The sequence below is a fragment of the Methylocaldum sp. MU1018 genome (assembly GCF_053646775.1).
The window spans coordinates 14,731-33,909 of the sequence record NZ_JBSJPA010000006.1 but is presented as its reverse complement, the minus strand read 5'-3'; the positions used below and the strand labels follow the sequence as shown (position 1 = coordinate 33,909).

26 protein-coding genes are annotated in these 19,179 nt (G+C 52.3%); 10 read left to right on the top strand and 16 right to left on the bottom strand.

From position 1 onward, the window contains the following. Window positions 1–27: 27 nt before the first annotated feature. The 9 genes from ACWJKU_RS19920 to ACWJKU_RS19880 form a co-directional block, all read right to left on the bottom strand. On the bottom strand, window positions 28–282 hold the full coding sequence (locus ACWJKU_RS19920; protein WP_454148402.1) for a ribbon-helix-helix domain-containing protein: 255 nt from the start codon (window positions 280–282) through the stop codon (window positions 28–30). Window positions 283–321: 39 nt separating this feature from the next. After that, complete coding sequence (locus ACWJKU_RS19915; protein ID WP_454148400.1) at window positions 322–963, bottom strand: AAA family ATPase; 642 nt, start codon at window positions 961–963, stop codon at window positions 322–324. Window positions 964–1,268: 305 nt separating this feature from the next. Then, window positions 1,269–1,424, bottom strand: a complete 156-nt coding sequence (locus tag ACWJKU_RS19910; protein ID WP_454148398.1) for a hypothetical protein — start codon at window positions 1,422–1,424, stop codon at window positions 1,269–1,271. 242 nt (window positions 1,425–1,666) lie between these two features. Further along, entirely contained in the window at window positions 1,667–2,623 is a 957-nt protein-coding gene (locus ACWJKU_RS19905) for an IS5 family transposase (protein ID WP_454142574.1), read from the bottom strand. Window positions 2,624–2,658: 35 nt separating this feature from the next. Continuing rightward, entirely contained in the window at window positions 2,659–3,309 is a 651-nt protein-coding gene (locus ACWJKU_RS19900; RefSeq protein ID WP_454148396.1) for a nucleotidyl transferase AbiEii/AbiGii toxin family protein, read from the bottom strand. Further along, window positions 3,310–4,230 (bottom strand): type IV toxin-antitoxin system AbiEi family antitoxin domain-containing protein, encoded by a 921-nt coding sequence (locus tag ACWJKU_RS19895; protein WP_454148394.1) that lies wholly within the window; start codon window positions 4,228–4,230, stop codon window positions 3,310–3,312. A gap of 182 nt (window positions 4,231–4,412) precedes the next feature. Continuing rightward, complete coding sequence (locus ACWJKU_RS19890) at window positions 4,413–4,967, bottom strand: recombinase family protein (RefSeq protein WP_454148392.1); 555 nt, start codon at window positions 4,965–4,967, stop codon at window positions 4,413–4,415. Window positions 4,968–5,610: 643 nt separating this feature from the next. Further along, window positions 5,611–6,729, bottom strand: a complete 1,119-nt coding sequence (locus ACWJKU_RS19885) for a hypothetical protein (protein ID WP_454148390.1) — start codon at window positions 6,727–6,729, stop codon at window positions 5,611–5,613. A gap of 5 nt (window positions 6,730–6,734) precedes the next feature. Further along, entirely contained in the window at window positions 6,735–7,361 is a 627-nt protein-coding gene (locus tag ACWJKU_RS19880) for a Cap15 family cyclic dinucleotide receptor domain-containing protein (RefSeq protein ID WP_454148388.1), read from the bottom strand. Window positions 7,362–7,649: 288 nt separating this feature from the next. On the opposite strand from ACWJKU_RS19880, the gene ACWJKU_RS19875 reads away from it, so the two are divergent. Then, on the top strand, window positions 7,650–7,796 hold the full coding sequence (locus tag ACWJKU_RS19875) for a hypothetical protein (protein WP_454148386.1): 147 nt from the start codon (window positions 7,650–7,652) through the stop codon (window positions 7,794–7,796). Between the two features lie 22 nt (window positions 7,797–7,818). Beyond that, on the top strand, window positions 7,819–8,043 hold the full coding sequence (locus ACWJKU_RS19870) for a DUF2188 domain-containing protein (protein ID WP_454148384.1): 225 nt from the start codon (window positions 7,819–7,821) through the stop codon (window positions 8,041–8,043). Window positions 8,044–8,108: 65 nt separating this feature from the next. Here ACWJKU_RS19870 and ACWJKU_RS19865 read toward each other — a convergent pair whose 3' ends face one another. The 6 genes from ACWJKU_RS19865 to ACWJKU_RS19840 all read right to left on the bottom strand — a co-directional run bounded on the left by ACWJKU_RS19865 (window position 8,109) and on the right by ACWJKU_RS19840 (window position 13,583). Continuing rightward, a complete protein-coding gene (locus ACWJKU_RS19865) occupies window positions 8,109–8,504 on the bottom strand; it encodes a hypothetical protein (protein ID WP_454148382.1) in 396 nt (131 codons plus the stop codon). Between the two features lie 120 nt (window positions 8,505–8,624). Next, window positions 8,625–9,410, bottom strand: coding sequence for a Fic family protein (locus tag ACWJKU_RS19860; RefSeq protein WP_454148380.1), 786 nt, complete (start codon window positions 9,408–9,410; stop codon window positions 8,625–8,627). Continuing rightward, window positions 9,407–9,679, bottom strand: coding sequence for a type II toxin-antitoxin system RelE family toxin (locus ACWJKU_RS19855; RefSeq protein WP_156881546.1), 273 nt, complete (start codon window positions 9,677–9,679; stop codon window positions 9,407–9,409). The genes ACWJKU_RS19860 and ACWJKU_RS19855 overlap by 4 nt, the downstream gene beginning before the upstream one ends. Next, the gene (gene relB / locus ACWJKU_RS19850) at window positions 9,663–9,887 is read right to left on the bottom strand and encodes a type II toxin-antitoxin system RelB family antitoxin (protein ID WP_156881545.1); all 225 of its coding nucleotides are present in this window, start codon (window positions 9,885–9,887) and stop codon (window positions 9,663–9,665) included. Before relB ends, ACWJKU_RS19855 begins: the two co-directional genes overlap by 17 nt. Before the next feature lie 65 nt (window positions 9,888–9,952). After that, a complete protein-coding gene (locus tag ACWJKU_RS19845) occupies window positions 9,953–13,231 on the bottom strand; it encodes an LPD7 domain-containing protein (RefSeq protein WP_156881544.1) in 3,279 nt (1,092 codons plus the stop codon). Continuing rightward, window positions 13,221–13,583 (bottom strand): CopG family transcriptional regulator, encoded by a 363-nt coding sequence (locus tag ACWJKU_RS19840; RefSeq protein WP_156881543.1) that lies wholly within the window; start codon window positions 13,581–13,583, stop codon window positions 13,221–13,223. The genes ACWJKU_RS19845 and ACWJKU_RS19840 overlap by 11 nt, the downstream gene beginning before the upstream one ends. 331 nt (window positions 13,584–13,914) lie before the next feature. Between ACWJKU_RS19840 and ACWJKU_RS19835 the strand changes: the two genes are divergently transcribed. The 6 genes from ACWJKU_RS19835 (at window position 13,915) to ACWJKU_RS19810 (ending at window position 17,975) form a co-directional block, all read left to right on the top strand. Further along, window positions 13,915–14,310, top strand: a complete 396-nt coding sequence (locus tag ACWJKU_RS19835) for a hypothetical protein (RefSeq protein WP_454148377.1) — start codon at window positions 13,915–13,917, stop codon at window positions 14,308–14,310. Continuing rightward, the gene (stbB, locus tag ACWJKU_RS19830; protein WP_454148375.1) at window positions 14,307–15,002 is read left to right on the top strand and encodes a StbB family protein; all 696 of its coding nucleotides are present in this window, start codon (window positions 14,307–14,309) and stop codon (window positions 15,000–15,002) included. Before ACWJKU_RS19835 ends, stbB begins: the two co-directional genes overlap by 4 nt. 8 nt (window positions 15,003–15,010) lie before the next feature. After that, entirely contained in the window at window positions 15,011–15,622 is a 612-nt protein-coding gene (locus ACWJKU_RS19825) for a hypothetical protein (RefSeq protein WP_454148373.1), read from the top strand. Between the two features lie 88 nt (window positions 15,623–15,710). Then, window positions 15,711–16,508: a P-type conjugative transfer protein TrbJ gene (gene trbJ, locus ACWJKU_RS19820; protein WP_454148371.1), complete on the top strand. Its 798-nt coding sequence runs from the start codon at window positions 15,711–15,713 to the stop codon at window positions 16,506–16,508. 14 nt (window positions 16,509–16,522) lie between these two features. Next, window positions 16,523–16,723 (top strand): hypothetical protein, encoded by a 201-nt coding sequence (locus tag ACWJKU_RS19815; RefSeq protein WP_454148369.1) that lies wholly within the window; start codon window positions 16,523–16,525, stop codon window positions 16,721–16,723. Further along, a complete protein-coding gene (locus ACWJKU_RS19810) occupies window positions 16,695–17,975 on the top strand; it encodes a type IV secretion system protein (protein ID WP_454148516.1) in 1,281 nt (426 codons plus the stop codon). Before ACWJKU_RS19815 ends, ACWJKU_RS19810 begins: the two co-directional genes overlap by 29 nt. Here the strand turns inward: ACWJKU_RS19810 and ACWJKU_RS19805 are convergent. Further along, window positions 17,965–18,399, bottom strand: coding sequence for a mercury resistance transcriptional regulator MerR (locus ACWJKU_RS19805; RefSeq protein ID WP_003131969.1), 435 nt, complete (start codon window positions 18,397–18,399; stop codon window positions 17,965–17,967). The two genes, ACWJKU_RS19810 and ACWJKU_RS19805, sit on opposite strands and share 11 nt — an antisense overlap. A 71-nt stretch (window positions 18,400–18,470) precedes the next feature. Between ACWJKU_RS19805 and merT the strand changes: the two genes are divergently transcribed. Next, the gene (gene merT / locus ACWJKU_RS19800) at window positions 18,471–18,821 is read left to right on the top strand and encodes a mercuric ion transporter MerT (RefSeq protein ID WP_003131974.1); all 351 of its coding nucleotides are present in this window, start codon (window positions 18,471–18,473) and stop codon (window positions 18,819–18,821) included. 12 nt (window positions 18,822–18,833) lie between these two features. Beyond that, window positions 18,834–19,109 carry a mercury resistance system periplasmic binding protein MerP gene (gene merP, locus ACWJKU_RS19795; RefSeq protein ID WP_003131987.1) on the top strand — a complete coding sequence of 92 codons (276 nt, stop codon included), beginning with the start codon at window positions 18,834–18,836 and terminating at the stop codon, window positions 19,107–19,109. Window positions 19,110–19,179 lie beyond the last annotated feature (70 nt).

Sequence of the window (19,179 nt, the reverse complement as noted above, 5' to 3'; positions counted from 1 at the left end):
GTTTATGTCCCTTCTCTAACGCAGTGGTCACTCTTTGCGTAGGCCGTCAATGGTTAAGCCGTGCTCCACGGCACGGTAGATCGCCATATTAATGATAGCGGCCCTAGATTGGCCCAGCTCAGAGGCTAGCTCGTCCACTCGCGCAAGCAGACTAGGGGTAATGGTGAGGCTAATTTGCTGCTTATGTCCTTTTCTTACGCCCTTCGGCTTTTCAGCATCGGGGGCGCCAGAAATGAACGCATCGGCAGCGGTGCTTTTCGATTTAGGTCTAGTAATCGTCATAGCATTCAATATCAATTTACTTTTGACATTATTTTAATATTAAAATAATGTTCTAACAAGTGAATTAAGCTCGTCTATTGCCTTCTTATCTGAAGGCTTGAGTTCCAGCACCGATAAGCCGGCACCGGCTGCATTTGCGAATGCTTTGCGGCGGCGTATCGGAGTCGGCAGATATTCAAACTGCGGCACATCAGCGACGGCAGCGGCGGCCTCGGCGTTGTCGGTCGATCCCTCGCCCGGATCAGCGCAATTCAGCACGGCCACAGCCCGCAGACCATCCCGTACGCTACGGGCCTCGTCTACCAGTGCGGCTATATCGCTTAACGCCCATACGTCATAGCTGCGTGGCTGGAATGGCACTAGGATCACATCGGATAACACCAGGGCGGCTCGTAACGCCGTCGAGTCTCGACCACCAGCATCAATAATGATGTCGCTGAACGTCGCTGCCTGCTGCTGTACCTGCGCGCGGAGAGTCGGCCCGTCCGGGTATGTGGCGCACGCGATGCCTGGTTGGTGGCCGGCCTCGGCCCGGATACTAATTGCCGTCTGTGCGGTGCCCTGCCGGTCGCCGTCGATCAGCCACACGTCACGCCCAGCCAGAGCGCGGGCAATCGCCAGATTTACCGCTAGGGTAGTCTTGCCTACCCCTCCCTTCGTGTTGCCCACCGTGATAATCATGATTAACCTTTTTTAATATTATATTAATATCTTAATTCTATGAATTAAGGTTTCTATGTCAATTCCTTTCGGTGGATAACAAAACAACAAAAAAGGGGCTTAACGGCCCCTTTTTAGTCCCTCAATCGCTGGTGTTGGTGTCGGCTAGTGGCCATTGCTGCGCTTCGTGCGGCACGCGCAAAAGCTGGGTGGCATCACCGGTAGTCAGCGCGAATACATTTAACTGGTTGTTGTCGAGCTACACGGATAGCGAGAGCGCCCCTGATGGCATCATCAGTCCTAGAGCCTACGGCGTGCCATTAGCTCTATAGCCAGGGCAACGCGCGATAGAAGGTCTCGACGACAGCGTAAACTTCAGCAAATGGAGGCAGATCGCCTTCAACTTCGGGAGCGAGCTTGCTGTATTCGACTTCTGAGCGCCTACGGATTTCCGGGTTGGACATGGCTTCGGGATCAACCATCAGGCCACGTATGCGGGACTTCTCGATCAGCCGCGCCAGAATCCGCGCCTGTATCACTGGATCGTTGCGCTGCGGGTGATCGTTAAGGAAGCTCTGAATAAGTGCGTTTTATTGGTGGCTCCGATAAACCGGCCGGGGCTACCAGCCGAAAAAGGTCGTTTTTCCCTCCCCATTGGCGCCCGCTATCGGCGCTCTTTCCGCCCCTCGCCCCCGGTTTTCCGGGGCGATGCACGGATTGATCCCTAGGCCGCCCTCAACTCCTCCCGCACCTGGTAGAGATTGCTGAGGGCAAACAGCAGGTAGAGTTGCTGCCCGTTTTTGAAGAGTCCCCGGTACCGGACCTGGGTATAGCCGAATTGGCGTTTGACGATCCGGAAGGGGTGTTCGACCACCGCCCGCAGCGCGGCCAGCATGCGGTTGTGAAGCGCTTGTTCCGCAGGCAAGTCCTCGCCCTTCTTACGCTTGAAGGGAAACGCCCAGACCGGCTCGCCCTCCTGGCGTTCGACCTCCAGATTGCGGTCCTTGCGGGTATAGGCCCGATCGCCCAGGACGACCTGCTCCTCGCCGTGCAACAGGGCCTCGGTCATGACCCCGTCCGCCACCTTGGCGGTGGTGACTTCCATCGTATGCACCAAGCCTGAATCAGCATCCACGCCGATGTGCGCCTTCATGCCAAAGTGGTAATTGTTACCCTTCTTGGTCGAACTCATCTCGCCATCCCGCTTCCGCTCGCGGTTCTTCGTGGACGGCGGGGCGGCGATCAGGGTGGCATCCACGATGGTCCCTTGACGCAACAATAAGCCCTTTTCCGCCAATAGGGCCGCCGTTTCATCGAATAGGGTTTGCGCCATCTGATGGGTTTCCAACAGGCGCCGGAACTTGAGGATCGTGGTTTCATCCGGCATGGCGTCCTCGCCCGCATCCAGCCCGGCAAACTCGCGTAGCATCGGAATGTCATGCAGCGCCTCTTCCATCGCCGGATCGGAGTAGCCGAACCAGTGCTGCATCAGGTGGATGCGCAACATCGTCTCCAAAGGAAAGGGACGCCTGCCCCGGCCGGCCGTCGGGTAGTACGGCGCAATCCGGCTCGTCCACAACCCCCAAGGAATCACCTGCTCCATCTCCTGGAGAAATTTCTGACGCTTGGTCAGCTTTGGTTTCTTCACAAACACGGTGGCACTGAGTCCGAGTTGCTTCATCGGGGGTCGACCTGTCGAAAATTGGACGTTGGGCATTATTTTATCGGGGCCAGGGACTTGTTCAGAGTTTCCTTAAGAACATAGTGCAGATCGTAAATGTCCTGCCGACGGATGCGGTTGCGGACCTCCTGCTGGAGCAGCGCACGGAATTTCTCCGCCACCATCTCCACAAAAGAGTAAGCCCGGATGAGACTACCCTCCTCTAGTTCAAAAAGTTCAGTCTCTTCGACCGGCTCATTCAGACTGTAGTCGATCCGAATAACTTCTGGAGAACTGCCGGCCTGCAGCCGCTTATGGGCGGGTGTGCCTTTGTAAGCGTAACCGATACTGACCTGGATGGTCGGGAAAGTCGCGTCCTCGCTCTTCGGATTCTGCTCGCAGCTCTGGATGCGGCAATCAAGGCCATAGCCTAAAGTCTCTACGGTGTCGATCAGGCTGGCCTCGAGCTGTCGCCGAAAATCTTCAAGATCGAAATCTGGCCGCTTGATCGCAGTCGAGAAGTCAATATCCTTAGTGTAGCGTGGGCTGCTGTAGCTTAAAGCTAATAACACCCCGCCTTTCATAATCATGCTGGTTTGCAGGAAGGGTGTGCCTGCAATAGCGGTGAGAATGGTATGAACAGCCTGACGGAAAGGGCGGTAGTCTGAATTCTGATTGACCCACTCCTTAATATCGAATTTTTGCAATCACACCTCCTCGGCTTCTGCGATATTGATGGATAAACACCATTTTTCCGAGAAGTGCGCACTGTAGGCAGCCTGGGCCAGAAGCTTTTGGGAGCCGCCGCGCTGTACGAGAGCGTGCCAGGACTTGATGGTGGGATGGGTCAGTCCCAGGCGCTCATCAAGGATATAGCCGACGCGCACCTTGTCGAGCTTGCTACCATGGCGATCAACCTCATCCACGATCAATCGCAGATAGCGACCAGCATAGTCGGCATAAACGTCTAGGACATGATAGATGCCGCCGCACAAATCGGGCTCACGAATCATATCAAGAAACGTCCGTCCGATCGTGGCCACGCGTAGTGGCCGACCGTGCATGGACACATAAGCCCCTGGCCCACAATGCACGCTGGTATGGACGTTAACAGTTTTGCGATGGATTTTCGCGAGCCGCAAGCGACGAAGCAAGGGCAGAGAGGCTTGGGAATATAGATCAAACCCTTCTAATCCTAAGTCCTTCTGCATCCGTTGGATGGCCAATTGCCCCCAATGCGGCGAGGAGGGGGTGGTTAGAAACAGGATCTTGGGCAGACGGTCGGTGAGACCGTGATATTCCATCGCACTCAGGTGCGAGATATAGCCGAAAGGATCGACACAGCAGGCAATATCCTCCGCCGCCGCCATATTCTGTCCAAGGACTACAAACACCTCCTTATTGGGCACGTCCCTGCTGTTCTGCAGGATACCGTCACGTACTAGGGAAGTGATCAGGCGGTTGTATTCAAGACGCTCTGGAACGTCCTTCTGAATGCGGTTCAGCTTCTCACCGCGGTAGACCTTTGTCTGATACAGATGAAAAATCAAGCAGCCAAGTTGATAGCTTGTGACGACTGGCTGATGGAGCTGGCCGATTTCAAGGGTGACAGCAGTGCGGATATCCATGATACTTCGATCTATATATGTCCTAAGGACATATATAGATCGAAGATTTAATTGTCAAGATCCTTTAGTTAATCAACAGTCATCTTGACAAATCATTTTCTTACCAATAAGATACGTCCTTAGGACGTATCTTATTGGTAAGTCACAATTTGTTAGCTAAAATCAATAACATTGCGATTACTTCAACGCCCAGTATTCTCACCGAGCAGACGATAGACACTGGCCTTTGATAGATCGTATTCTCGCATCAGTTCTTTGATAAGAACCCCCGCTTTCCGTTTGGTCTTCAGGTCTTCCACCTGGGTCGCGGTGAGCTTCGCCTTCCGACCGAACTCAACCCCCTTTTCCTTGGCAGCCTCTATTCCGTCGAGCTGCCGCTCCTTCCGGATTTCATTCTCGAACTCGGCAATAGCACCTAGCATCGTGAACATGAGCCGTCCCGTTGGAGTGGTAGTGTCAATCGCCTGGTCCAGAGCCTTCAGTTCAACACCCTTCCGCTTCAGGATTTCGGCGATTTGGGTCAGGTGGAGTGTGGAGCGCGCCAATCGATCCAAGCGGGTAATGACCAAGGTGTCCCCCTCCCGCAGATAATCGAGACAGGCTTTAAGCTGGGGTCGTTCAGCGGTGGTCCCCGTCCGCTTCTCCCGAAATATCTTGTCGCAGTCCTTCAGCTTTTGCAGCTGAACGTCCAGTGATTGCCCAGTGCTGCTGACTCGCGCATAACCTACGGTAGCCATGATGCTTTCCCTCTATCAGGGTCTCGAAATATCTTAGATGTTGCTAGAATTAAATTATAGGACATTGAATAAGACATACGAGCGAATACGTCTTAAAACGTTTACTTTTTTGAACATTTCGGCAAAAGTCTGGCCACAGACGGGTGGGCTAGCCTGAAAAAAACCGGACAATTACCTGTTTTTGTAAGCGTTTTTAATATGAAAAAAATATTGAATCAGCGGGCGTGAAACCGTTCCGTGCGTTCCTGCGAGGTTTGATGCGCGAGTCGGATCGTGGCCGAAGGGAACCCACATTTTTCGCGAGCGCGAAAATGTTTGATCACTCCTACAGGCGTGAAGAATAGGCCTTACTCCAAATGGGCGCAGGTCAAGGCGTGGATTCGCTGATTCCAGCGCCTCGACGAGCCGGCAATCGAGGAGGCCATCCGTGAATCGTTGCTAGCCTGTATTGGCGTACTCAAAACCGCTAGACGCACAGCGTAGGTACGTCGGTCGTGCAGCAGATCAAGGCCCGAAGGTAAATAACTATCCTAATTGGGTTGCGTGCGATGATTGCATTGCTCGCTGTGGAAGTTAATTCGCTCAATGATGCCGGAGAGTTGTTCTCGGGATGGGATAGTGGGGGCTCCCGACGTTACTAGAATCAGTGAATACGAGCCTCATTAAGGCTTCTTATTACGTCATCGTTTGTTTGTATGCCAAATGGATTTAACACCCGTGCAACATCATAAGCAAGCTGATCTACTTCCTTTGATAACAGAGCTAACGATTCAAATTTTTCAGATGAGTCAATAATCTTTCTGGATTTATCAGGCACATCTAGAGATTCGGTATAAGAGCGATTAGTAAGATATATCCACAGCCGAACTTGAGTTATGGCTATTAAGGTGAGCTCAAGATAGTGTGGTAGATTTATCCTTTGTGAATCAAAGTGCCATACGAGTGATGCAATATCATAGCTGGTTAGCTTAATATCTTTATCTGAGTCTTTGCGAAGACTTTTAAGAAGGCGAATCACTTTTTTTGCGCATCCATTCGTGGCTGAATCCTTTTCTTCGATGCGCTTCATGTGCATGAATGGGCGATTAGCTAAGGTATCTGGAATAGTCTTATCTAATATTTTTATTTCTCTGTCATGCTTCTCCTTCGATCTTTGGTAGTCTGCCGTATCATGCCAATGTGACGGTACAACATCGACTTTCCTTCTAAGTGATCCTCCCGAAATTGCAATGGATTTTGCGCCATTTTTATCGACGTTGGCAGCCGGAAATTTATTATCAAGAATTTCTTCGCAATTACTCCTTAGCGTGAGCATGTCACTGAGCGCTGAATTACCAAGCATAATATATGACTTGGCTTGTGGCCCGCTCCAGTCTAAAGTCACAAAACCATCATGTAAGACGAGCAAATCAATATCGCTCACTCCTTGTATATGCACATTTAAAGGAACGGAGCCTTGATAATCAAAAGTTACAGGAACATCTAATGTAGACAAACCTGAATTCAGTTGTTTTCTAACTCGCTCCCCTTCTTCAATGCTGATACGTGTATATTCTGGATCGACTTCCTGCATGATCCCTAAAGCGTATTTTACCGGATCATTCTTGCCCCTTTGTTCATAGGCTTCCGATTTATACAGTGGCTCGCCGAATGACAATGACTCACGTAGCGCGACTACTGAATCTAATGCTAACGATCTTGAATCTAAACCAAGACGGCGATTTCTAAGATTTTGAAGACGCTGTTTATAATCAACTGCCATAGCTTTTAACCTTTACGAGTTAACACCATTCGACCAAAGGTAATGCGGCCTTTATTATTGAAATAATCACCTTCTGCTTTTGTTGTTGTTTCATTGAAAGCAAGCTCACAATAGTCGACATGATGGTTTAACTCTTTTTGGCCAATCGTTGGCTCATTTCGGTAACTATACATGAGAAGGAAGCCACGGCCTGGTTCATTAATTAGCGCTGCAGAAACGCTCGCGGATTTTGAACTTCCTGTATCAAGATATACTCTGATTTTCTCCCATGTTTGAGAGATACGAACAGCACCAGGCCATTCATAGATGACATCACCATCAGCATTCAATGTTTTTCCGTTGCAAATCCATTCGCCATTAAGGTTGGGAATTTTTAGGAACTTAAGAACCCTTGGGTGCTTCCATACCCAAGTATCAAATGCCCAGTGGCCGAGTGGGTATATGGCGGCAGCACTGATTGGCAATAACACGATGTCAGGAATTAAGTGAGATAAGCCGTAATTATTGGCTATATCGAGGAGTACTGTGACGATCAGCACGCATACGGAGCTAATCAGCCCTGCTAGTGTGCCAAGGTGACGGCCAACTGTAGAGCGGCTGTGGCCGATAATTGAGTATTCATGTGGTTGCATAGGTGACACGCCAAAGTCGAATAAAAACTGTTACGTCATCACCATTATTCATAAGCTTTTTATTATGCAAACAATAAGGTATTGATATTATTAATTTTTCGCTATGCATGATTGTGTTATATGCCGATCCTACATCTTGTGTGTTGGCGCTTTCAATGCACAACATGTAGGAATATGTTAGCACTCTACATTGATGGCTGCTAGAATGCAATCAATCGCTCGTTCACGTTGGTATAAGCCAATCGCTGCCGAGCGGGATGAAGTGTTCATCCAAGGAGACAGTTCGTTATGTCGAAAAAAACAACATCAAGTGAAGTGACGGGCAAAAAAGCAGCCTCGGCGGCGGCCAAGGTGCTGCGCGATCCAAAGGCTAGCCCAGCAGCGAAGAGTGCCGCTGGCTCTGCGTTGACGCAAAGACCGAACCGTAAGAAGTAAAAAAATCTGAGGTATCAATAAGATGAGCGGCAAGAATCAACATGTTGTCCCCCACGGGGATGAGTGGGCAGTCCGAGGCGAAAATAACTCACGAGTGACCTCGGTACATCCGACCCAGGCGGAAGCTATCGAAAGAGCACGGGAAATTGCGCGGAATCAGGAATCGGAACTTCTAATCCACGGTAGGAACGGCCAAATCCGGCAGAGGGATTCTTACGGAAATGACGAATATCCGCCGGAAGGATAGATAAAGAACAGGAGCGAGAAACCCGGCTTAAGCCGGGTTTCTTTTTGTTTGAAATTCATGTTCGGCTATTCAGCCAGGAGATATTGCGCCGCGATTGCGCGTAGTCGGCGCTCTGCGCGGCGGCTCCAATCGCCATTGACCAGCCAGTCGTCAACCCAGCTCTCCCAATCCGCCGACCCCAGCCGGCGTACGCCCTGGTCCAAAACGTACGCTGCGACAACCTCCGGGTGATCGGGCGGCAATTGGCGGATCGCCCAATCCGTGACGGTCTCCAATATCCACCACTCGGGCTCTGGCAGGCGCGCCAGAATTGTGGCGCGCAAATGCCGAAAACTATCGCCATCGACAGTATAAGCGTGCCGGATACACGCAGCACGGGTGCCGAAAAACAGCCGGTCCTCGTGCCCGACGGGATGGATAACGTACCGAGCTGATGAGATCGATATAATGGATGTAGCCATGATTGCGACTCCTCATTAGTCGTGGTTGTGGTTAGGCCGCATGCGGGGTGGCCGCCCCGTTCGTGGCCGCGTTATCGGGCAGTTCATCCTGCCCGATATAGTGGTTTTAATGACCACCGCTTATTTAGCAAGCCCTGGATTCAGTCGATAGATTTCCTCCACTTCCGGATGAAGACTCACTAGAAAGGCCATCATTTCCGTCGCGTCTTTGCTCAGATAGAACCGAACCATCTTTTCGTTGAACGCCTGCGCTTCCGCAGCCGGTATGCTAATTGCGTCAATGCCGGATGACATTAGGATTCCGTTCATCATGAAGCGGGAAGTCCGCTTGTTGCCGTCGAAGAAGAACTGCTGCAATGCCCCGAACAGAAAGAACGCGGTCGCCTTCTCAAAGGGGTCCGGTGCATATTCGTTGAGCGCCGTCAAGCCCTTCTCGAAAACCCGGTTGAGTTCTGGAGCGCCTGGCTTGGTCGGCAATGGGTTGTAACGGCCGTGCTCGCCCAAGGCCACAGCAGGCGTAACGTTCGTTTCTTCGCCCTCGCCCCGAAAGTGCCCCCATTCCAGCCCTTCTTCTTTGGCAACGCGAGCATTGAGTTCGCAGAAGGTAGACTTGTTCAGCTCGAACCGACCGTCTTTCACAAGGGCTAGAAGATATTTCGAGCTGTCCGCCAACCTAAGGATTTGCTCATGATCGGAAAGCTTGTGTCCACCGACGGTCACGCCGTCCAGGAGCGTTTTCACTTCCGGAAAAGTGAACGGGTTGCCTTCGAGCACGCCGGCATCCCAAACGTACTCCGGCAACATTCGATGGAATCGATAGCACGCCCGCTCAACCGAGTGGGTTGGAACAACGGTCGGTACGACCGATCGGTTCCAACGAAAACCAAGGTCATCAAAAAGTGTCATTTCCGGTAAACCTCCCTGCGGTTGCCGATGCGCACAACGAGGATACGCAATGCGCCGTCCTCGATGCTCGCAATGATTCGATAGTCGCCCACGCGGTACTTCCAGAAGGCTCCCAGCTTGGAGCCTTTGAGGGCTTCGCCAATGCTGCGCGGGTCATCAAGCTGGGCGACACGGCCATGCAGGAAGGCAAGGATGCGTCGGGCCGTTTGAGGGTCGAGCTTGTCTAGCTCCCGCTCGGCTGCGGGGTCTAGCTCAACCTTCCATGTCATAGCGCTTCATCACTTCTTCAAGTGGTACGGTTTGGGTCTTGCCTGAGCGAATGTCGATCAGACGTTGCTCCGCGAGGTACAAATCTTCGAGGTCGTCCAAGTGCTCAAGAATGGCTTCGCGGGCGTAGAAGGTCTTAGTGCGTCCGGTGGCTTGCGCCAGTGCTTCAAGGCGTTTTTCCACTTCGGCAGGCAGTCGGATGGCAAGCATGATTTGGCTCCTGTGCTTAAAGTGATATACAAGTATAGCATCGTTTACCGCCCTATCCTATAGGCTTAGCGGCCACGGTCGTTGTCCCGAGTCCTGGTCTTTTCGGGTACTCGCTCGGCCTTCATCTGGTCGTCCCGGTAGGTGATCCGTAAGTAATCCCCCGGCACCGGCGCTGAAGCAAAGCGCTCGCGGTCGTGCCGGATGATCTCCTTGCCGTGATCCTGGTAAACAAAATGGGTATCCACTTGGATAACCTTGCCGGTGTATTGGCCTCGCTGGATCTCCGGCGCAACGCTCTCGATGGTCGGCTGAGGCCGCGGCGCGGGCCTGTCGGGCCTGTCGGGCGTGCCGGCTATAGCCGGCGTCTGTGCCCGATCCGTGGGTTTTTCGTTACGTTGCGATAAATCAGGCGTGGTCCGGGGTGGCTCGGACGCAGCATCAGCCGCGCGGCCCTCGCGGGCCTGCCGCGCCAGCGCCCGCAATTCCGCTTCGCGGGCTTTCAGTGCCGCAAGGTGCGCTTTGTGTTCGCGCATAATTTCGTTCATCCGTTTATCGGTGAACTCAACACGTAAGCCTTTTTCTGCGGCTACTATCGCGGTCTGCCGCTTAAACTCTACCGATCCCTGCACGTCCAATTTCCCCCCGAACTTGGCTAGCGCCATCCGTAAGCCGGTCTCGATAGTCTCCCGGTCGTCATGGAGCACACGCAGCGTGCGCCCCTGGTCGGCCAGGATGTCCCGCCCCGCCCGGCTATAGGTCACGTCGCCATTGCGGTGCACGCGGTAAGCAATGTCGGGCTCCCGATAGATCGGCTCGCGCTTCATCTGCTCCGGCTTGGGCTCGCCGGCTTGAATAACCCGCTCGTCCGGTGCCGGCTGCCGCTGAGATGCTTTGCGGTCATCCCGCTCTTTTCGGATGCGCTCCCTTAAAACCCGCTCCTGCTCGATCCGTTCCATTCGAGCAACGCTAATAATGGAATTCATTTGCGGATCAGTGAATTCGACATAGAGTCCCTTTTCAGCAGCTACCCGCGCCACCACCGCCTTAAAAGCGTCGGACCCTCGGATATCGAGCTTTCGGCCGAACTTGGCCCGCGCCAGACGCAGGCCGGTTTCGATATTGCCGTCGTCGGCTTGGAGGACCTTTACAAATCGGCCTTCATCCCGCACTACGGCGTTACCGCCTCGGCGGTAGGTTACGGCTCCGTCTCGATGCACCTGGTATGACAAGCGATTGCCGGTAATAAATGGCGTATCCTCCCGATTCTCCTGAACTGATCCCGAATGGATTTCATGGTCATCCGTCCGTTCCTTCTCTTTCCGCTGCATCCGCCGCAACTCAACCAGCGCGTAAACGTCACCCTCCTGAGCCTTCAGTGTCAGCCATTCGGCATACTCATCTTTCAAAGGCCTGCGTTGGGATGCTTTCAGGTCGTCCCTCTGCTTTCGGATGCGCTCCCTTAAAACCCGCTCCTGCTCGATCCGCTCCATTCGAGCGATACTGATGCGTGCCTTTCGCTCGGCCTGGCTCAAGCTTCGGTTGCCTAATATCTCCCCTCTCTTGGCGTAGAAGACTTTTCGAATCGCTTCCTTCTGAGTGGTTTCGCTCTTCCGTTGCGCTTCCCATTGCTCTTTGTTCCGAAGCGAACGGTTTTGCCGGGATAGCCTGAATTGCTCCCATAACCGTTGCCCCGGACGCTGCCGACCCATGCCCGGCGATTCGCGCCCGGTCTGTTCCCGGTAGGTCTCCCGCAAAATTTTCGCGGCCTCTGACCAAGGAAGGTTCAACTCCTTGGTCAGAAAGTCCGAAACATTGAGGTTCCGGGTCCCGGCCTGGATGCGGTCACCGCCGTCCTTGCCCTTCGAGATTGGATATTTCTCCGGAATAACGCCGTGGCTGTGGGAAAGCGCGTTCAATAACCGGGAGGCATCCAAATGGCGCCGGATCTCCTGAAACTCCGAAAGTTCGGCGCTACGCGCGTTCGCCTTTTGCTCCCGGTGGTCGTACTTGAGCTGGCCGGTCACATTGTCGGCCTCGCGCGTCCCGCCTAATTCATGCGCGGTTTCGCGTCCCTCAACAGCTCGGCCTTGATGTCCCGTAAGTCGTTGGACAGCGGCTCTAAGAGCGCGGCCAATTCGTCTACGAGTGCGGTTTCCGCCGGCGCGGTCAAGATCGCCAGCAATTCGGCTTGCTGATTCGATATGGCGGTCAACTGTTCCGAGATTTTCTCTAATACGCTCAAGAGTTCGTTCGGGATCTCTGTCTTCGAGGTCATAATCGGTCTTTCGATGTTTTGCATAGAAACGGTTTTCTCGCTCTACCAGAATCGCAGCCTTTTTATCCGGTGAAGCGCTTTTATACTCAGCGTATTGCTTTTTATTGCCCGAGTTTAGATATTTGATTTCCTTCGCCCTTCGCTCATGCCAGTCCTTCAGGATCGCTTGATACTCTTCCGGTGTAGGCCTGGCGGGACCGGCAGTTTCATACTGAGCGCTCGCGACTTTGCTAAGTTCTTGCCGCTTCTGTTCGGCGGACAATCCCAGAAAGGCCGGCGTAAAAACATACTCCTTTAAATTGACCCCCTTCCCTGCCGGGTCCGGTTTGACATTGAGATATTCATTCGCTCGGCCTTCGTTCCGAATCCGAACACTTCCGTATTCCGAGAGCAAAGCCATGAGGTCATCCTGATTGCCGATATTCCGCTTGAGAATGTCGGTGAGAATCTTTGTCTTCAGCTCCTTGTGATGCCCGGTGAAGACTTCGCGTCCTATAAACTCATCGCCCTTATACCGGCTGACAATTTCCGACTCCAGATTAAAGCCGGTGCGCCGGTTCTCCTTCGGGCTCGCGAGTCCATATTTGGCGTTCGTCAGCTCCTGAAATGCTTCGAGAAATGCTGTTTGTTGCTCAATGCGCCCCAAAGGGCTGAGATACCCTCCGCTTAGGAGATTGGTCTTTGGAATGACGATGTGAATATGTGGCTTGCGTTCAATAAACTCACCGTTCTGACTGTTAACGTAACTCTTGATTCTAGGAATATGCGCCTCTGCATAGAATGCATATTCATCCGATTCATACGCGGAAAAGGCAAATGCCTTGAAATCCTGCGTGATCGCTTCCAACACCTCCCGGCTGAGTTCGTCCTCTTTGAATGCAAGCGTTACATGCAGATACTTTTCTCCATTGTTATCAAGAGATTCGTTGACCGCTCTAATAGAATCAAGATCGCCATCCAGAATAATCCGCTCGTCTAATTCGTCTCGGGAATTCTCACGCCCCTGCTTTTGGCCATTTTCAAGATAATCTTCTATGCCCGAGTCTGCTCCTTTGACTCTAATCAACATCGTTGAGGCATCCTTTCATATACCGAGACAGATGTTGCAATTCCTTGAGAACTTCAAGGTATATATCCTCGGATACATCGCCTGCCTTATGCGCGACATTAACCTGTTTTGCCAACTGATTTATATTATTGCTGGCCTTATTAAAAAGGTATAATAGCTTACGTGTGTCACCACTTGCGGGACGCCTAGCAATAACCGAGGTCTTATTGAGCAAGACATATTCGCGCATGAATTCCGATATAGATAACCCCGCCGCCTTGACCTTTTCAGTCAAGGCGTCAGCATCCGGCTCGCTCAACCGAAAGCTAAACGGCTTCGATGGAACGCCCTCGCTCAAACTACGTTTTGCCATGAAAAGCACTCGAGCCGCGTCGCGGCACATAAGGAGTTAAAAAGGCGGTATCTCACCGCCTGGGTTTCAAAGGGGCACCCTTTGGCACGACGATATTTTACAATGAAGCGTAGCGCAATTGTAAACATATCGGACGTGCCTCTGTCTTACCAATTCTTTTCGCCGATAATATTACACTGGTTGTTTATTGTTGTTTTGTGATTGTCCTCACATTTCTTATGATTGTTTTTAATTGGTTTTAGTTGTTTTTGGATTTATGATGGGTTGTTTCCCGTTGTTACAGGTGTCCGCTGAGGCTACTATGTGCATTTTTAACCACTGAGCCTCATCCATGGACATCGAAGAATTCGAAAAGCGAGTACCGCCAAAGGCGAAGAAATCACGCCTTGAGCCGTTCCATGAACAAATTTTTAGACTTAGGGAAAAGGGATATGCGTTATGGCAAATACGCGAATTCCTAAAAGCGAATTCGCTAGATATATCAACGGAATCGATACGCAAATATATTAAGAGCAGGACAAAAAATAAAAACGATATATCGAAGGGCAAAAGCAGCTCTGAAACGAATTCCACTCACTCTGAAACAGAAAAAACAACAGAGCATGATGAAGATATAAATCTTGAAGAATTAAGCGCCAAGCAGCGGCGCGAAAAACTCGCTGATCGTTTCATCAAACCAGACAATACTAATCCGCTTCTCAAATCGTTAAAGGAGAATAAAAAATGATAGTTGCCGTGATGAACTTTTCAGGCAATGTAGGCAAAAGCACGGTCGCTCGCCATTTGCTGGCTCCACGCTTGAATTATGCCCGGATTATCCCGGTGGAAAGCATTAATTCGGACGGGACGCAAGACGAAGCGATTAGAGGCAAGCAGTTTGGCGAATTACAGGAAGCACTCGCTTTAATGGATGATGCGGTGATCGATGTGGGCGCCTCGAACGTGGAGGACTTCGTTAACCTCATGCGACAGTACAAGGGCAGCCACGAGGATTACGATTATTTTGTGATTCCCACTGTACCGAAGGAAAAGCAGCAGCGGGATACGATTGCAACCCTCGATGCGCTTTCTGATCTGGGTATTCCGGCCAAAAAACTCCGCTTGGTTTTCAATATGGTGGAACTGGATGAGAGTCCAGATCGCCTCTTCTCGGGGCTCTTTGAATACCATGCCAGCGCTAAGAACTTCACCCTGAAAAAAGACGCGGTAATCCATGTCAATGATATCTACGGCAAGCTCAAGGGCGCGGAACAAAGTATCTCGGACATTCTGAATGATCCGACCGATTTAAAAGAAAAGTTAAAGGCAGCCAATGATCCTGAAGAGAAACTGCATTACAGCCGATTGATAGGGATCAAGCGATTGGCAGCAGGTGTCTCGGACGAGCTGGATGGCGTCTTTAAAACCCTCTTTCAATAGGATTGGACATGGCCCAAAGCACCGCCCTGGAAGCGCTGACCGCCGAACTATTAGGGGATGTTGGATTACTGCATGATGAAATTAAGGCTCTGCGCCAGAACATGCCTAGCGTATTGGACGGCTATGTTAAGCAGGCGATTGCTGAAATACAGCAGGCGACGCGGGAAATCGAGCTACAAACCGGCGCGAATATCGCCAAAGTTAATGAGATTGAAAGTCGGATTGACGCCATACGAAAGGATGTGGGTGAGTATATCAGGGAAAAAACCCGGCTGGAGGTGGAATCTGCCAAACTCGACCTAAAAAAAGTGGCGGCGGATGCGGTAACAGAAACAGCAACGCGAGCAGCGCGGGAGTTAGCCGACTATATCGGTAAAACGCTCGATGAACAGTTATCCGTGAAAATTGCAGCGATAAATGCGGATGGCGATGCGTTGCAAGCAAAAATAAATAGCTCAAAATCGGAATACAACGTGTTAATCCGATCAATTAACGATGCCAAGGAAAGGGCTGATGGCATTACAGCCTCCAGCAAGTGGGAAGTGTTCACCTATGGCCTGATCGGGAGCGGAGTTGGCGGATTTCTTATGGTCATCGCAATGCTATTGCGGGGACCATAATACATTGAAAATACTCGGCGACATACTAGTATTTGTATTAGGGTATTTAAAAAATTGATAACCAATAACCAGGCAACCTAATCAAATTATGAGCAACAACAGATTAAAACCGAAGCGCATAATTTTCGCGGGCGCGAAAATCATTTTAGCCGGCTCACTGGTCTTTTCCTCAGAGGTTAAGGCTTTTGCCTACGCTTCCGAGCCGACGCAGATCATGAACAACGTTGAGTTGATCGGAATTTTTGAAAACGGAGCGGCGCAACTCTCCACACTGGCCGACATGCTTGACAACGAGATTACGCAGACCATGCAGCAAATCATGATGGTCGAAAACCAGCTCCGGGATTTGATGAGTTTCGGCGATGTCGTCATGGCACCGTGGAGCAAGGTGTCAGGAATGCTCTATAAACTCCAAGGATTGGTTTCTCGGGGCCAGTCCTTATCGTACACCCTGCAAAACCTGGACTCCGAGTTTATGCAGAGATATCCGGGATTCGGCGCGGGTATTACTGGAAATTACACTGACAGATACAAAGTGTGGAGCCAATCCAGCTTGGACGGGATTCGCGCGGCGTTGCAAGCCGTGGGCTTGCAGGCGAGCGACTTCGAGAGCGAGCAAGAGACTATGGAAACCCTAAACAACTTGTCATCGACTGCGGGAGGTACAGTGCAAGCCGTACAGGCTGGCAATGCGATTGCCGCTCAGCAAGTGGCCCAACTCCAAAAGCTGCGGCAGTTGGAAATGGAACAGTTCAACGCTTATGCCGGGTATCTGGCCGGACAGCAGGCGAAGCAGGACGCCGACTTGGAAGCACTCAAGAAAGTCCTGAACCAGGGCAATGGCAGGATTCGGGCTGACGGCGAAAGCGGGGCTTTGGGATTCTGATAGTGGAGAAAGAGATGAATAAGAAAATCATCGTCATCATAGTAGCCGCATTAATCGGTACTGGAAGCGGCACATACCTCGTTTTTCAGTCCTCGCAGACTGATGAATCGCTGCAAAAACAAAAAGCGGCTGAGGTTGAAGCGTTGAAGCAGGTCTTACGCCAAGGCAACGGGCGGATTCGGAAGGATGGTGAAAGTGGGGCTTTGGGATTTTGAGGGCGCGACAATGACAAAGACCTGCTCACTCATCATGATTGTTCTCCTGGCTCTGCTGGCATCGAGCGCCTATGCAGATACCGCAAATCCCTCGGAATACGATATCGGCCAGATAATTGCGAAATACCGCGCGGCATCGATCAAATTTGAAGAGTCTATTAGGGATGCCGCCCGCTGGATATTCCTTACCCTCGTAATCGTAGGCGGGCTCATTATCCCTATCCTGTTTAAACTGATCGGCGAAAACCTATCGTTGATGCAAATAGGGGCATATGTCGTAGTTAATATCGTGTCCTGGGGGTTTCAGTGGCATCTAATTAACTCGGATTGGTTATCCGTTGGCATCGATGGATTTAAAGCATTAGGTGAGCAGGCGTCGGGCCTCGATGTTGTACGGCCGTTCGATATCCTATGGCAGGGGATCGACTTGATGAACCAGGTAATCTCCAGGTTCTCACGCGGCGCGTGGATAACAACGCTGTTCAGCCCATTCGTCGCGTTGATACTGGGGATTTCGGCGCTGGTTATTCTAGCCGCATACCTGATCCTGACCGTCCAATTCATATTTCTCCTGGTGCAGACGTATTTTTATCTGGCCGTCGCACCCCTCATGATTGCTCTGACGCCGTTCAAGCCAACGCGAGACATCGGACTACGAGCGATGTCCTCCGTAATCCCGATCGGCATCAAAATTCTGGCCATCTATTTCGTAATAGTCGTGGCCAAGGGAATGGCTGGCGTGATGGGCGACCTCGTCGCTGCCGCAAAACCAGATGACATCACGCCGTTTCTGTCCGTCGTCTCAATCGCATTCCTGATCGGGTTCCTGGCCCTGAAGGTTCCAACGCTCGCAGCGGACCTTTTGAACGGTTCGGCATCACTATCTGCCGGCGACGCGTTGGTTCCTGGCGCGGCGGCGGCAGCCGGCGCTCTCTCTGGCGCCGTGGCTGGCGGCGTAATGTCAGCGTTCAAAGAGATCGTGTCGAGAATGCCGGATGGCCCCATAAAAAGAGCCTTGGATTCGGCGGCCGCATTGCGAGAAGCCACGGATTTAGGACGACAAGGAGGGATGGCTTCAGGGGGAGCAGCAATGGGCGGGTTTGGTTCCGCTGGCGGCTCCACCGGTTCTAATTGGGCGCCAGGACACGACGATGTACGGCCGTCATGGATGAAAACGCCCGATCCAGCGGCAAATACCAACTCATCTGGGGGTCGTCTCAGAAAACGGAAAATAAAGCACGCTAAGGCATAGCCGAACCTGCCAAGCTTGCTCCACCCTGTAGTGACGCGATCAGCGGGCAGGAAACGTTCCCCCTTCGCGCATGGCAGGCGCACACCAACTCAGACAGCACGGCCTCCATGCGCGCCAGGTCAGCCATTTTCTCGCGCACGTCCTTGAGCTTGTGCTCGGCCAGACTGCTGGCTTCCTCGCAATGGGTGCCATCCTCCAGCCGCAGCAGCTCGGCGATCTCATCCAGGCTGAAGCCCAGCCGCTGGGCTGATTTCACGAAGCGCACCCGCGTTACATCCGCCTCGCCATAGCGGCGGATGCTGCCATAGGGCTTGTCAGGCTCCAGCAACAAGCCCTTGCGCTGATAGAAACGGATGGTCTCCACATTGACCCCGGCCGCCTTGGCGAAAACGCCAATGGTCAGGTTCTCCAAATTGTTTTCCATATCGCTTGACTCCGTACATGAGTACGGAAGTAAGGTTACGCTATCCAATTTCAATTCGAAAGGACAAGCGCATGTCTGAACCAAAAACCGGGCGCGGCGCGCTCTTCACTGGAGGGCTTGCCGCCATCCTCGCCTCGGCTTGCTGCCTCGGGCCGTTGGTTCTGATCGCCTTGGGGTTCAGCGGCGCTTGGATCGGCAACTTGGCGGTGTTGGAACCCTATCGCCCCATCTTTATCGGCGTGGCGCTGGTGGCGTTGTTCTTCGCCTGGCGGCGCATCTACCGGCAGGCAGCGGCCTGCAAACCGGGTGAGGTCTGCGCGATTCCCCAAGTGCGAGCTACTTACAAGCTCATTTTCTGGATCGTGGCCGCGCTGGTTCTGGTCGCGCTCGGATTTCCCTACGTCATGCCATTTTTCTACTGATCGGAGTTCACCATGAAGAAACTGTTTGCCTCCCTCGCCCTCGCCGCCGTTGTTGCCCCCGTCTGGGCCGCCACCCAGACCGTCACGCTGTCCGTACCGGGCATGACCTGCTCCGCCTGCCCGATCACTGTCAAGAAGGCGATTTCCAAGGTCGAAGGCGTCAGCAAAGTTGACGTGACTTTCGAGACACGCCAAGCGGTCGTCACCTTCGACGATGCCAAGACCAGCGTGCAGAAGCTGACCAAGGCAACCGCAGACGCGGGCTATCCGTCCAGCGTCAAGCAGTGAGTCACTGAAAACGGCACCGCAGCACAACGGACGTCATTGTCTGGCGCCACAAACGATAAAGGATCTGTTG